Here is a 13,481-nt window from a genome sequence, read left to right on the forward strand (position 1 = left end):
CGAATTCTGGGCACGGCGCTCCGACGCTGGATCACGGGACTAAGAGCGCCGGAGTATGAGCGAGGCGGGGGCTGTGAAGCTCGGGGGCTGTGAAGCTAAAGGGCGGGGAGCACAAGAAGGCGCGGAGGCACCGGCGAGACGGCGGGGCTACGGAGTGAAATCCGGCGGAAGTGCAGGATCTCAGTGCGAAGAGTCAGGGCACAGAGGGAAAGCGCAGGGCCACGAACCGAGCCGCTGCCGGGAGCGGCGAGGCCGCGAGAGGACACGGAACCGGGCGAAGGACTCTGGACGAAAGCGCTGGGGCCACGGACCGAATGGTGACGCATGGACCGAGATACGGGCGAAGGCCCGGGGTCGCGGTGCGCGAGTGCGGGCTGGGCACCGCACCGGGTGGGATGAGAAGGACCAGGCGTGGTGCGAAGGCGAGGCGCGAGGCGCGAGGCGCGGATGGCGGGGAGTTGATCGAGTGGGTGGTGTGGCAAGGGTTCTGGGTGCGGCGGACTGGGTATGACCGGTAGATGACCAATCACCGTTGGGCGGCGCGGTGGCTGGCGTTAGGTGGAGGTCGTTGTGTAGGACTGGCCTTGGCAAGGCAGACTGGGGACAAGCAGTTGCGACGGGAAGGAGCCTGACCGGTGAGCGGTCGGCTGGGCATCGATGACGTCTCCCCGATCGTGTCTTGCGGTCGGTATCCGGGGAAAGCTGTTGTGGGGGAACACATTCCCGTCCGGGCGACCGTGTGGCGGGAAGGGCATGACGCGGTCGCGGCTACCGTCACCTGGCGGGGGCCGGGGGATGTGAAGGCTCGGCGGACGCGGATGCGGGCCGATGGGGTGGATAGCGACCGGTGGGTCGCGGCGATCGTGCCCGACGCGGAAGGGCTTTGGACGTTTCGGGTGGATGCCTGGAGTGATCCGTGGTCCACGTGGCGGCACACCGTCGAAGTCAAGGCTGGGGCGGGGCAGAGCGCCGACGAACTGGGCAACGATCTTGAGGTCGGGGCTCGGCTTCTGGAGCGGGTGGGGCGGCGGCCCGACCGCAGTGGGGATCGGAAACTGCTGTTGTCCGCGGCCCGGGCGTTGCGGGACCCGACCTTTCCGCTGTCCGTGCGGATCGCCGAAGCGCTGTCGGAGCCGGTGCAGCGGGTGATGACGACGCACCCGGTGCGGGAGTTGATCACTCGGGGGAAGACGTACCAGCTTTGGGTTGATCGCAAGGCCGCGCTTTACGGCTCTTGGTATGAGTTCTTTCCGCGTTCGACCGGTGGGCTGGACGCCGAGGGGAAGCCGGTGCACGGGAACTTCCGGACGGCGGCCAAGGAACTGGAGCGGGTCGCGGCGATGGGGTTCGACATCGTCTACCTGCCTCCCATTCATCCCATTGGGTCGGTCAACCGGAAGGGCCCGAACAACAGCGTCGTGTCGCAGCCCGGCGACGTCGGGTCAACCTGGGCGATCGGGTCGTCCGATGGCGGGCATGACGCCATCCACCCCGAGCTGGGGACCTTTGAGGACTTCGACGCCTTCGTGGCCCGCGCCCGGGAACTCGACCTGGAGGTCGCGCTCGACTTCGCGTTGCAGTGCGCGCCCGACCACCCGTGGGTGATCAAACACCAGGAGTGGTTCACCACCCGCCCGGACGGCACTATCGCGTACGCGGAAAACCCGCCTAAGAAGTACCAGGATATTTACCCGATCAACTTCGACAACGACCCTGAGGCCCTCTACGCGGAGGTGCTGCGGGTGCTCTTGGTGTGGGTCGATCACGGGGTGCGGGTGTTCCGAGTGGACAACCCGCACACCAAGCCGCCGGACTTCTGGGCGTGGCTGATCCGCCAGGTGAAGGCCGTCGCCCCCGATGTGCTGTTCCTGTCCGAGGCGTTCACCCGGCCCGCGCGGCTCTACGGGCTGGCCAAGCTGGGGTTCACCCAGTCCTACACCTACTTCACCTGGCGGACCTCGAAGCACGAGCTGACCGAGTTCGGCGTTGAACTGGTCGAGCACGCGGACGAGGCGCGGCCCAACCTGTTCGTCAACACCCCCGACATCCTGCACGAGTCGTTGCAGCGCGGGGGTCCGGCGATGTTCGCGATCCGGGCGGCGCTGGCCGCGACGATGTCGCCCACCTGGGGCGTGTACTCCGGGTACGAGCTGTTCGAGGGCCAGGCCGTCCGCGAGGGCAGCGAGGAGTACCTGGACTCCGAGAAGTACCAGCTCCGGCCCCGCGACTACGCCAAGGCGCTCGCCGAGGGCCGGTCGCTGCAACCGTGGCTGACCCGGCTCAACGCGATCCGGCGCGCCCATCCCGCGTTGCAGCAGCTGCGTACCCTGCGCTTCCACCACATCGACAACGACGCCCTGATCGCCTACTCCAAGACCGACCCGGCGACCGGCGACACCGTGGTCTGCGTGATCACCCTCGACCCGCACAACGCCCAGGACGGCACGCTGTGGCTGGACCTGCCCGCCCTCGGCCTCGATCCGAACACCGCGCACACCGCCTACGACGAGGTGTCCGGGCAGAGCTGGCAGTGGGGCGTGGCGAACTACGTGCGTCTCGAACCGTGGCTGTCGGTGGCCCACATCGTCCACATCCGACGGTGAGACGGTGAGACCGCCGCTCAGGCGGTGACCTCGGCCCGGTCGCCGAGCACGAGCAGGACGCCGACGACCGGGATCAGCCATCCGGGCGAGGTGGGCAGCAGGACGACGGCGACCGCGCCCCACGCCGCGATCGCCCAGCCGAACGCGGCGGGCACCCGGTGGCCCTGACGGCTCGACCACAGCACGTGCGCGCCGAACAGCAGCAGCGGCGCCGCGAAGCTGCCCGGCGTGAGCCAGAACGCCTCGGCCGCGGCGAGCCGCGCCGTCCCCGGCTCCAGGGTGATCGTGTTCCACCCGCCCGCGCCGACGATGTCCGACCACACTCCCGCGCGGGCGGCCGCGGTGCCTCCGAGGTGCGCGATCCCGCCGACGACGGCCAGCCAGCCCGCCAGACGAGTAATGTTGACGTTGTTCACATGGAGGATGTTAACGATGTCCACATCGACGGACAAGCCTTATCACCACGGCGACCTCCGGCGCGCGCTGATCACCGCCGCCCGCGACCTGCTGGACGAGAACGGGGTGGCGAAGCTGACCCTGCGCGGCGTCGCCGCCCGCGCCGAGGTCTCCCCCGCCGCCCCCTACCGGCACTTCGCCGACCGGGAGGCGATGCTCGCCGCGGTCGCCGAGCAGGGCTTCGCCGACCTCGCCGCGGCCATCACCCCGCCGGGGGATATCGATCCGCTGGCGGCGTTGCGCGCGATCGGAACGTCCTATCTGGAGTTCGCCATCGCCGAGCCGCACCTCTATCGACTGATGTTCGGCGCCGCCGCTCCGGCCAGGTCCGCCTCGGCGTCCGAGGCGCGACTCGGCGCGATCTTCGCGGCGACGTTGGAGCGCGCGCGCCTCGCTGGTGTGATCACTGTGCGAAATCCGGGTGACGTCATGCTCACCATGCGCTGCTTGATGCATGGTTTGGCCTCAATGGTGGTAGACGATCAGGTGACGCCCTCGGACGCCGCCGATGCCGCCCGCCGGGTGATGGACGTGGTGGACGTCGGACTGCTCCCGCGCTGATCCTTCGCGGGATCGGTTCGAGACAGAGGGGAGACCCGGGAGGTCCGACAGGGTTTGGCAGTGCGTGCGCCGCTATCCGCGTGGTACGCATTGCCAACCGACAACGACGACGGTGACAGGGCGACAAGCATGACGGTTCAGGACTCCACCGCGCCCGACGCGGCTCTGGGTCTAGCGGGCATCCCACACACCGGCGAGGCGGTGACCGCGGACGGTCACCTGACCGAGCCCCAAGCCGAGGACTTCAACCACGCGCGGTCGGCCCCGCCTGACCCGCAGTGGTACAAGAACGCGGTTTTCTACGAGGTGCTTGTCCGCGCGTTCAACGACTCCGACGGCAATGGCACCGGCGACCTGCGCGGGCTGGCCGACAAGCTCGACTATCTACAGTGGCTCGGCGTCGACTGCCTGTGGCTGCCGCCGTTCTACGCCTCCCCTCTGCGCGACGGCGGCTACGACATCTCCGACTTCCGGGCAGTGCTGCCCGAGTTCGGGACAGTCGACGACTTCAGCTACCTCTTGGATCAAGCGCACAAACGCGGCATTCGGGTCATCACGGACTTGGTCCTCAACCACACCTCGGACGCGCACCCGTGGTTCCAGGAGTCGCGCCAGCACCCGGACGGCCCTTATGGCGACTACTACGTGTGGTCCGACACCGACGACCGCTATCTGGACGCGCGGATCATCTTCGTGGACACCGAGACGTCGAATTGGACTTACGACCCGGTGCGGGGGCAGTTCTACTGGCACCGGTTCTTCTCCCACCAGCCCGACCTGAACTACGAGAACGCCGAGGTCCAGGAGGCGATGCTCGACGTCCTGCGGTTCTGGCTGGACATCGGCATCGACGGGTTCCGGTTGGACGCGGTGCCGTACCTGTTCGAGGAGGAGGGCACCAACTGCGAGAACCTGCCCCGCACCCACGAGTTCCTCAAGCGCTGCCGCAAGGTCGTGGACGACGAGTACCCGGGGCGGGTGCTGCTGGCGGAGGCGAACCAGTGGCCAGCGGACGTGGTGCAGTACTTCGGCGATCCCAGCGTCGGCGGCGACGAGTGCCACATGGCTTTCCACTTCCCGCTGATGCCGCGGATCTTCATGGCCGCGCGCCGGGAGTCGCGGTTCCCGATCTCGGAGATCCTGGCGCAGACGCCGTCGATCCCAGCGGGCGCCCAGTGGGGCATCTTCCTGCGCAACCACGACGAGCTGACCTTGGAGATGGTCACCGACGAGGAGCGCGACTACATGTACGCGGAGTACGCCAAGGACCCGCGGATGAAGGCGAACATCGGTATCCGCCGCCGGTTGGCGCCTCTTATCGATAACGACCGCAACCAGCAGGAGCTGTTTACCGCGCTGCTGTTGAGCCTGCCTGGTTCCCCTGTTCTGTACTACGGCGACGAGATCGGCATGGGCGACAACATCTGGCTGGGCGACCGGGACGCGGTCCGCACGCCGATGCAGTGGTCGCCCGACCGCAACGCCGGTTTCTCCCGCTGCGACCCGGGCAGGCTGTACCTGCCCGCGATCGCCGACCCGGTGTACGGCTTCCAGGCGGTCAATGTCGAGTCGCAGATGAACAACACCTCGTCGCTGCTGCACTGGACCCGCCGGATGCTGCAGGTCCGCTCCGAGCACCAGGCGTTCGGCCTCGGCGACTTCACCGAACTGGGCTCGTCCAATCCGAGCGTGCTCGCCTACCTGCGCAGACACGGCGACGACGTGGTCTTGTGCGTGAACAACCTGTCCCGGTTCCCGCAGCCGGTCGAGCTGCACCTGTCCGACCACGACGGCTGCGTCCCGGTCGAGCTGACCGGCGGCGTGCGGTTCCCGGCGATCGGCGAGCTGCCGTATCTGCTGACCCTGCCCGGTCACGGTTTCTACTGGTTCCAGATCACCGCGCACCTTGAGGAGGGCGAGCCCCTGTGAGCACCCGGCCCCTGCATGCCGTGGCGTCCCTGACGGACGACCTGCGCGCCTGGCTGCCCGCGCAGCGCTGGTTCGCGGCGAAGGGGCGGGAGCTTTCCAGTGTCCGCGTCGAGAGAGCGACGCTGCTTTCCGGCGGCGACCCGGCGCTGCTGCACGCCATGGTCGAAGTGGACGACGGCGAGCGGTACCAGCTGCTGATCGGCGTCCGCGACGAGCTGACCGACCAGTTGCACGCGTCGTTCATCGGCAAGCTCGGCGAGTCGTTCGCCTACGAGGCCACGCAGGACCCCGAGCTGATGGCGATCGTGCTCGACCTGCTCGCGCATGGCTCCGACGAGGGCGGGCTGCGCTGGGAGCGCGAGCCGGGCGTGGAGGTGGTGACCGGGCTGCGGGCCCGGCCGGTCGGGGTGGAGCAGAGCAACACCTCGGTGGTGTTCGGCTACCACTACATCCTCAAGCTGTTCCGCAGGCCGGTCCCGGGGAAGAACCGGGACGTGGAGCTGCACCGGGCGCTGTTCCGGGCGGGCAGCAAGCAGGTGGCCGAGCCGGTGGCCGTGGTCGAAAGCGGGGCCGAGGGGGACGGGGCCGTGCTCGGCTTCGCCCAGCGCTATTTCGCCGACGCCGTGGAGGGCTGGGCGATGGCCACGGCCAGCGTCCGCGACCTGCTGGCCGAGGGCGACCTGCACGCGGGCGAGGTCGGCGGCGACTTCGCGGCCGAGGCGGGCAGGCTGGGCACGGCGGTGGCGCAGGTGCACGCCGACCTGGCCGCGCAGCTGGGCGCCGAGACGGTCGGCGTCGAGCGGATCGGCGCCGCGGTGGAGCAGATGCACGGCAGGCTCGACGCCGTGCTGGCCGAGGTGCCCGCGCTGGCCGAGCACGAGCCGATGCTGCGCGCGGCGTTCGACGCGGTGCGCGAGCTGCCCGAGGGGGTCGAGGTGCAGCACGTGCACGGCGACCTGCACCTCGGGCAGGTGCTGCGCACCACGACCGGCTGGGTGCTGATCGACTTCGAGGGCGAGCCAGCGTCGCGGCCCGACGAGCGGGTGCTCAAGCGCTCGCCGCTGCGGGACGTGGCGGGGATGCTGCGCTCGTTCGACTACGCCGCGCTGCATCTGCTCGCGGGCGATGAGATCACCAGCGCGGCCGATCACCAGCGGCTGACCCGGGCGGCCGAATGGGCGGACCGCAACCGCGCCGCGTTCTGCGCGGGGTACGCCGCGGTCGGCGAGGACCCGCGCGCGCAAACGGCGCTGCTGCGGGCTTTCGAGCTGGACAAGGCCGTCTACGAGGTCGCCTACGAGCACCGCAACCGGCCGGACTGGGTGGGTATCCCGCTCGCCGCGATCCGGCGGGCGGGCTGAGCCATGGCCCGGATCGGCGTTGCGACTTTTAGGCAGCATGAGTTCCGGGTAGTCACAAACGTGGTTAACCTGATCGGCAAGACCCGCTTATCGGGTGACGCCATGGTCAGGATCGGGGTGTCCAGCATGCGGATCGCGGATGTGTTGCGTGGCAAGGGAGCCGAAGTCGCCACCGTGGGCCCCGACTCGACCGTGACCGAGCTGCTCGCCGAGCTGGCCCGGCACAACGTCGGCGCCCTGGTGGTGGCCGACGGCGGCGATGTGGTCGGCATCGTGTCCGAACGCGACATTGTGCGCAGGCTCGCCGAGCGGGGCGCGGACCTGCTCGCCGCTCCGGTTTCCGACATCATGACGACCTCGGTCGTCACCTGCGGGCCCGAGGACAGCGTGGACAGCCTGGCGGCCACGATGACCGAGCGCCGGGTCCGGCACATGCCCGTGGTGGCCGACGGGGCGCTGGTCGGCATCGTCAGCATCGGCGATGTCGTCAAGAGCCACATCAGCCAGCTCGAAACCGACCGTGACCAACTCCAGTCCTACATATCCCAAGGTTGATCCTTTTGGTTGACGAGATCGAGCGCCTGCTCGCTGGCGCGCACCACGATCCCCATTCCCTGCTCGGGGTCCACGCGGACCCGGCGAAGCTGGGCGGGGCGGTGGTCCGCGCGCTGCGGCCCAACGCCAAGTCCGTCGCCGTCATCGTCGGCGAGCAGCGCCACGAGATGACCCCGATCGCCGACGGCGTCTACGAGGTCGCGCTGGCCGAGGCGCCGAACGAGTACTTGCTGGAGGTCGATTACGGCGCTGGCCCCGAGTTGGTCGACGACCCGTACCGCTGGCTGCCGACGCTCGGCGAACTCGACCTGCACCTGTTCGGCGAGGGCAGGCACGAGCGGCTGTGGGAGGTGCTGGGCGCGCACGTGCGCTCCTACGACACTCCCCTGGGCGTCGTGGAGGGCACTTCGTTCGCGGTGTGGGCGCCGACCGCGCGCGGTGTGCGGGTGTGCGGGGACTTCGACGGCTGGGACGGCCGGGCCAACCCGATGCGCTCGCTGGGCTCGTCGGGGGTGTGGGAGCTGTTCCTGCCGGGGGTGCCGCCGGGCACCCGGTACAAGTTCCGCATCCACGGCGCGGACGGAAGCTGGCACGAGAAGGCCGACCCGATGGCGTTCGCGACCGAGGTGCCGCCCGCGACCGCGTCCGTGGTGTCCACATCGGACCATGTGTGGGGCGACGACGAGTGGCTGCTGCGGCGGGACGCGACGCAGTGGAGTTCGGCGCCGATGAGCGTCTACGAGGTCCACCTCGGCTCGTGGCGGCAGGGGCTGGGTTACCGGGAACTCGCCGAGCAGCTTGGCGATTACCTGGTGGAGCACAACTTCACCCACGTGGAGCTGCTGCCGGTGGCCGAGCACCCGTTCGGCGGCTCTTGGGGTTACCAGGTCACCTCTTATTACGCGCCCACCGCGCGGTTCGGCACGCCGGACGAGTTCCGCCAGTTCGTGGACATCCTGCACCAGCGCGGCATCGGCGTGCTGGTGGACTGGGTGCCCGCGCACTTCCCGCGCGACTCTTGGGCGCTGGCCCGGTTCGACGGCAGCCCGCTCTACGAGCACGGCGACCCGCGCCGGGGCGAGCAGCCCGACTGGGGCACGCTGGTGTTCGACTTCGGCCGCACCGAGGTGCGCAACTTCCTCGTCGCCAACGCGCTGTTCTGGATCGAGGAGTTCCACATCGACGGCCTGCGGGTCGACGCGGTGGCCTCGATGCTCTATCTGGACTACTCGCGCAAGGAAGGCGAGTGGCTGCCCAACGTCCACGGCGGCCGGGAGAACCTCGACGCCGTGCGGTTCCTGCAAGAGCTGAACGCGACCGTCTACAAGCACCACCCCGGCGTCGTGATGATCGCCGAGGAGTCCACGGCCTGGCCGGGGGTCACCCGGCCGACGCACCTGGGCGGGCTCGGGTTCGGTTTCAAGTGGAACATGGGCTGGATGCACGACACGCTCAACTACCTCGGCCACGACCCCGTGCACCGCTCTTACCACCACAACGAGGTCACGTTCTCGCTGGTGTACGCGTGGAGCGAGAACTTCGTGCTGCCGCTGTCGCACGACGAGGTGGTGCACGGCAAGGGCTCGCTGTGGTCGCGGATGCCCGGCGACGACTGGAACAAGGCCGCCGGGCTGCGCGCCCTGCTGGCGTTCATGTGGGCGCACCCGGGCAAGCAGCTGCTGTTTATGGGCGGCGAGTTCGGGCAGACGCAGGAGTGGTCGGAGTCGCGGTCGCTGGACTGGGACCTGACCCAGTACGAGCTGCACCGGGGCATCCAGTCGCTGGTGGCTGACCTGAACGCGGTCTACCGTGACCAGCCCGCGCTCTACACCGACGACACGCGCCCAGAGGGCTTCTCTTGGATCGACGGGAACGACTGGGCGAACAACGTGCTGAGCTTCCTGCGCCGCGGCGGGGACACCGAGTTGCTGTGCGTGGCGAACTTCTCCGGCGCCCCGCACCGCGACTACCGCGTCGGGCTGCCGCGCACCGGCCGCTGGCGGGAAATCCTCAACACCGACGCGCGGGTCTATGGCGGCTCCGGGGTGGGCAACTTCGGCGGCGTCGACGCCGAGCCGACGCCGTGGCACGGCAGGGAGGCGTCGGTGGTGCTGCAACTGCCGCCGCAGGGCGTCGTGTGGCTGGTGCCCGAGGACTCCTGAGCCGGACGATCAAGCCCGGACGGCGACGTGCTGGGGCACACTGGGCGGGTGCGTTCCCGAATCCGCCCCCGCACCGCGGCCCGATCGGCGGCCAGCCGGTTAACCGAGGTCCGCTTAGCCCGGTTAACCGCGGCCCGGTTAGCTGAGGTTCCGTTAGAGCCAATCCAGTCGGCTCTTGTCCAGCTCACCGCGGTCCGGTCAGCGCCAACCCGGCCTCCTCTTATCCGGTCGGCTGCGGCTCGGGTCTTGGTGGCGGTCGCGCTGGCCGTGTCCGCGGTCGCCTGCACGACCGCGATCCCCGGCGAGCCGACCGGCCAGGGGTCGGTGGTCTCCCGGGACGACCCGGACGCCCAGGGCGGGGTCGACCCGTCGTTCGTGGAGAACACCGATGGCGGGGACATCGACCGGCTCGCCGCGACGGTGATCACGGACCTGCGGGTGTTCTGGGGCGAGCGGTTCCCCTCGGCGTTCGGCAAGGAGTTCGACGACCTGCACGGCGGCTACCACTCGGTCGACACCGCCGACGCCGAGAGCGAGGCGCCGCCGTGCGCCGAGACCTCCGTGGAGGTCGAGGGCAACGCGTTCTACTGCCCCACGGCCGACGTCATCGCCTGGGACCGGGCCGCGCTGCTGCCGGTGCTGCGCGACCGGTTCGGCGAGGCCGCGGTGATGCTGGTGCTGGCGCACGAGATGGGCCACGCGGTGCAGAACCGCACCGGGGCGGGCCTGTCGGACCGCAGGGCCAACCCGGAGCGGTTCCCCACGATCCTCATCGAGGCGATGGCCGACTGCTACGCGGGCTCGTTCGTGCGCTGGGTCGCCGACGGCAAGGCCGAGCACCTCGACATCGCCAAGGAGCGGCTGGACTCGGCGCTGGAGTCGCTGATCAGCTTCCGCGACCCGATCGGCACCGAGCAAACCGACCGGGGCGCGCACGGCGACGCGTTCGACCGGGTCTCGGCGTTCCAGGACGGCTACGAGCAGGGCGTCGAGCTGTGCGCGCGGATGACGGTGACGAACCGGACGTTCACCTTGAGCGGGTTCATCGACGCGGGCGACCAGGCGCGCGGCGGCAACCTGCGGTTCAACCAGATGGTCGAGTCGATCACTCCGAGCCTGAACACGTACTTCGCCGAGTTGCTGGGCGCGGCGGGCAAGCAGTGGGCGGAGCCGTCCGTGCGCACGGTCGCCGACGCCCCCGACTGCACGGGGGCCAGGCAGGGCCCGGTGGCGTTCTGCCCGGACGGCCGCGCGGTGGAGTTGGACACCGGCAAGGAGCTTCCGGCGATCCACGCCGACATCGGCGACTACGCCACCGCGACCCTGATGGCGAGCCGGTACGCGTTGGCCGCGTTGGCTGCGGCGGGCAAACCGCTCGACGGTGAGGACGCGCAGAAGTCGGTGGTGTGCCTGTCGGGGGCGTTCACCGGCTCGCTGTTCGTCGCCCGGCAGCGCTTCCTGTCCCCCGGCGACCTCGATGAGGCGGTGCAGGTCCTCTTGGACTACGACTACGCCGCCCGCGACGCCAAGGGCCAGTCGATCGGGGCGGGTTTCGACCGGGTCACCGCGTTCCGCCTGGGGTTCACCCAGGGTGGCGGCAAGTGCGGAATCACCGGATAAACGAGATCTCGGTACGGCTGTCGGTGGCCCACAGTACTGTGCACCCAGGTTAAAACGGACATGAAGTGGTGGGGTCAAGTGCGGTTTCTGGGTGCGCGGATGCGGGTCGCGGCGACCCTGGTGGCGGCGGGGGCGCTGATCGGGCAGGTCGGCGGCTGCGCCGGGCAGCCGGTGGAGGGCCGGGCGCGCGGTGTCGGCGATATCGACGCGGGCACGGCGGCGGGCATTCCGGTCAACAACGACGGCCCCAGCGGCCCCAAGCAGGGCGTGCCGGACGCGACCCTCACCGTGGAGAACGCCGACAACGGCGAGATGGACCGGTTGGCGACCAACGCCCTGGCCGATATCTACGAGTACTGGGGCGAGCGGATGCCCGCCGACTTCGACGGCCAGGAGTTCGAGCCGATCAAGCGGCTGGCGTCCTACGACTCGGACGGCAAGGCGATCACCCTGTGCGGCCAGAGCACCGCCGACCTGGTCAACGCCTTCTACTGCGGCGCGGACGACAGCATCGCGTGGGACCGGGGCGTGCTGCTGCCGATGCTGAACAAGCAGTTCGGCCCGATGTCGGTGGTGGCGGTCTTGGCCCATGAGATGGGCCACGCCGTGCAGTTCCGGCTTGGCGCCAAGAGCAACATCAGCCAGGCGACGCCGACGATCGTCAAGGAGCAGCAGGCCGACTGCTACACCGGCGGCTTCTTCCGCTGGGTGGCCGAGGGCAAGTCGAAGCACTTCGACATCAACACCGGCAAGGGCCTCAACCACGTGCTGGCGACCATGTTCTTCATCCGCGACCCGGCCGGTCTCTCGGCCAGCAAGCAGGGCGCGCACGGCTTGGCGTTCGACCGGGTCTTCGCATTCCAGGCGGGCTTCTCCGAGGGCCCGACCCGCTGCGCGCGGATGACTCCCGACGAGATCAACAGCCGGATCGTGGAGAAGGAACGCAAAGAGGCCGAGATGAAGAACTCCGACAACGGCGACGTGGAGTTCGATGACACCGAGATCCAGGACCTGCTGGACAAGAGCCTCAACGACGCGTTCCAGGGAACCGGCGCGCAACAGCCCAAGATCACCTACAACGGCGGCGGCTGCGCGACGGGCCACTCCACCCCACCGGTGTCCTTCTGCGTCGACCAGAACCTGATCGCCATCGACCGGGACGAGATGCAGAAGATCGCCACCCCACCCAAGCGCGGCCAGGAACCGGGCGTCGACGGCGCGGGCATCGGCGACTTCGCCGCTTTCGCCGAAATCGCCTCCCGCTACTCCCTGGCGATCCAGAAGTCCCTCAACGCCCCCCTCGAAGGCGACAAGGCGGGCCTGCGAACCGCGTGCCTGACCGGCGCATGGGCCAAGTTCACCGACACCGACGACACCAGCGGCGGCCCCAAACTACGCCTAGCTGTAGGCGACTTGGACGAGGCGGTAGCGGAACTCCTCCAGGACAACAGCCTGATAGCCGCGGACGTCAACGGCAAACAGGTCCCCTCCGGCTTCGCCCGCGTGGAAGCCTTCCGCCTCGGCTACTTCGAGGGCGACAAAGGCTGCGCCAGCCAGTTCAGCTAACACAGCCAAGTCAGCGTGCCGGTAACCACCACCTCTACCGGCACGCTGACTGCCACGCACACCACCCCGCCAACAACCAGCGGACTTCGTTCAACCTCCACCCCTAACTACCATGGGGGTGAAATGAACGACAGGGAACGGTATGCCACGAAGGCCGCCGAAGCCGCCATCGCAGGCGTCATCGGCGACCTGAGCAGTACGAATGTCCCTAGAGGATTCCCGTCTCCGCTGGGCTCACTGGTGGAGTGGGACCTGACCGAGCAAGACGACGGGGCCTGGCGGCTGAGGGTCATCGTGCGCAGCGCCATCCACCACGGTCGGCTCGTAAGATTCGACCGCACCATTCTCGCCCCCGGCGAACCGGAATACGGCGCGGAACTCTCTGGCACCATCTACAGTTCTTCACTCACCGAACGACTGATCACCAGGAAATCCCCCACCGACACCGGTGACCATCTCGTCCTGTAGCACCCGAGGCTGCCAGGCGCCCGGTGAGAGCGGGACAGCGAACCCGCCCGACTGCCAACCGCAGCTAACGCTGCCAGGTGCTCGATGGGGTGGAGTGGTTTCTTTGGGGGAGAAGGAAGATCGCTAAGCTGGCTCCGCGCGTGTGAGGCCGTAGGCTTCCCACCCGTCTTTCACACGGCGATCTTCCTTCGTAGGGGCCC

10 protein-coding genes are annotated in these 13,481 nt (G+C 69.0%); 9 read left to right on the plus strand and 1 reads right to left on the minus strand.

Annotated features, from left to right (window positions below):
* Positions 1-635 precede the first annotated feature (635 nt).
* Entirely contained in the window at positions 636-2,603 is a 1,968-nt protein-coding gene (locus ACZ6SD_RS27145) for an alpha-1,4-glucan--maltose-1-phosphate maltosyltransferase (protein WP_465319829.1), read from the plus strand.
* A gap of 17 nt (positions 2,604-2,620) precedes the next feature.
* Here ACZ6SD_RS27145 and ACZ6SD_RS27150 read toward each other — a convergent pair whose 3' ends face one another.
* Positions 2,621-3,019 (minus strand): DUF6463 family protein, encoded by a 399-nt coding sequence (locus ACZ6SD_RS27150; RefSeq protein ID WP_465319830.1) that lies wholly within the window; start codon positions 3,017-3,019, stop codon positions 2,621-2,623.
* 16 nt (positions 3,020-3,035) lie between these two features.
* On the opposite strand from ACZ6SD_RS27150, the gene ACZ6SD_RS27155 reads away from it, so the two are divergent.
* The 8 genes from ACZ6SD_RS27155 (at position 3,036) to ACZ6SD_RS27190 (ending at position 13,281) form a co-directional block, all read left to right on the plus strand.
* The gene (locus ACZ6SD_RS27155; RefSeq protein ID WP_465319831.1) at positions 3,036-3,620 is read left to right on the plus strand and encodes a TetR/AcrR family transcriptional regulator; all 585 of its coding nucleotides are present in this window, start codon (positions 3,036-3,038) and stop codon (positions 3,618-3,620) included.
* A gap of 129 nt (positions 3,621-3,749) precedes the next feature.
* Positions 3,750-5,549, plus strand: a complete 1,800-nt coding sequence (gene treS, locus ACZ6SD_RS27160) for a maltose alpha-D-glucosyltransferase (RefSeq protein WP_465319832.1) — start codon at positions 3,750-3,752, stop codon at positions 5,547-5,549.
* Complete coding sequence (locus ACZ6SD_RS27165; RefSeq protein ID WP_465319833.1) at positions 5,546-6,910, plus strand: maltokinase N-terminal cap-like domain-containing protein; 1,365 nt, start codon at positions 5,546-5,548, stop codon at positions 6,908-6,910. The genes treS and ACZ6SD_RS27165 overlap by 4 nt, the downstream gene beginning before the upstream one ends.
* Before the next feature lie 126 nt (positions 6,911-7,036).
* Positions 7,037-7,465 (plus strand): CBS domain-containing protein, encoded by a 429-nt coding sequence (locus ACZ6SD_RS27170; protein WP_465319834.1) that lies wholly within the window; start codon positions 7,037-7,039, stop codon positions 7,463-7,465.
* A gap of 5 nt (positions 7,466-7,470) precedes the next feature.
* Positions 7,471-9,627 carry a 1,4-alpha-glucan branching protein GlgB gene (gene glgB, locus ACZ6SD_RS27175; RefSeq protein WP_465319835.1) on the plus strand — a complete coding sequence of 719 codons (2,157 nt, stop codon included), beginning with the start codon at positions 7,471-7,473 and terminating at the stop codon, positions 9,625-9,627.
* A 249-nt stretch (positions 9,628-9,876) separates the two neighbouring features.
* On the plus strand, positions 9,877-11,247 hold the full coding sequence (locus tag ACZ6SD_RS27180) for a neutral zinc metallopeptidase (RefSeq protein ID WP_465319836.1): 1,371 nt from the start codon (positions 9,877-9,879) through the stop codon (positions 11,245-11,247).
* A gap of 78 nt (positions 11,248-11,325) precedes the next feature.
* Complete coding sequence (locus ACZ6SD_RS27185) at positions 11,326-12,813, plus strand: neutral zinc metallopeptidase (RefSeq protein ID WP_465319837.1); 1,488 nt, start codon at positions 11,326-11,328, stop codon at positions 12,811-12,813.
* Between the two features lie 123 nt (positions 12,814-12,936).
* Entirely contained in the window at positions 12,937-13,281 is a 345-nt protein-coding gene (locus tag ACZ6SD_RS27190) for a hypothetical protein (protein ID WP_465319838.1), read from the plus strand.
* Positions 13,282-13,481: the final 200 nt, after the last annotated feature.

It is taken from the genome of Actinokineospora sp. NPDC051303 (assembly GCF_055586285.1).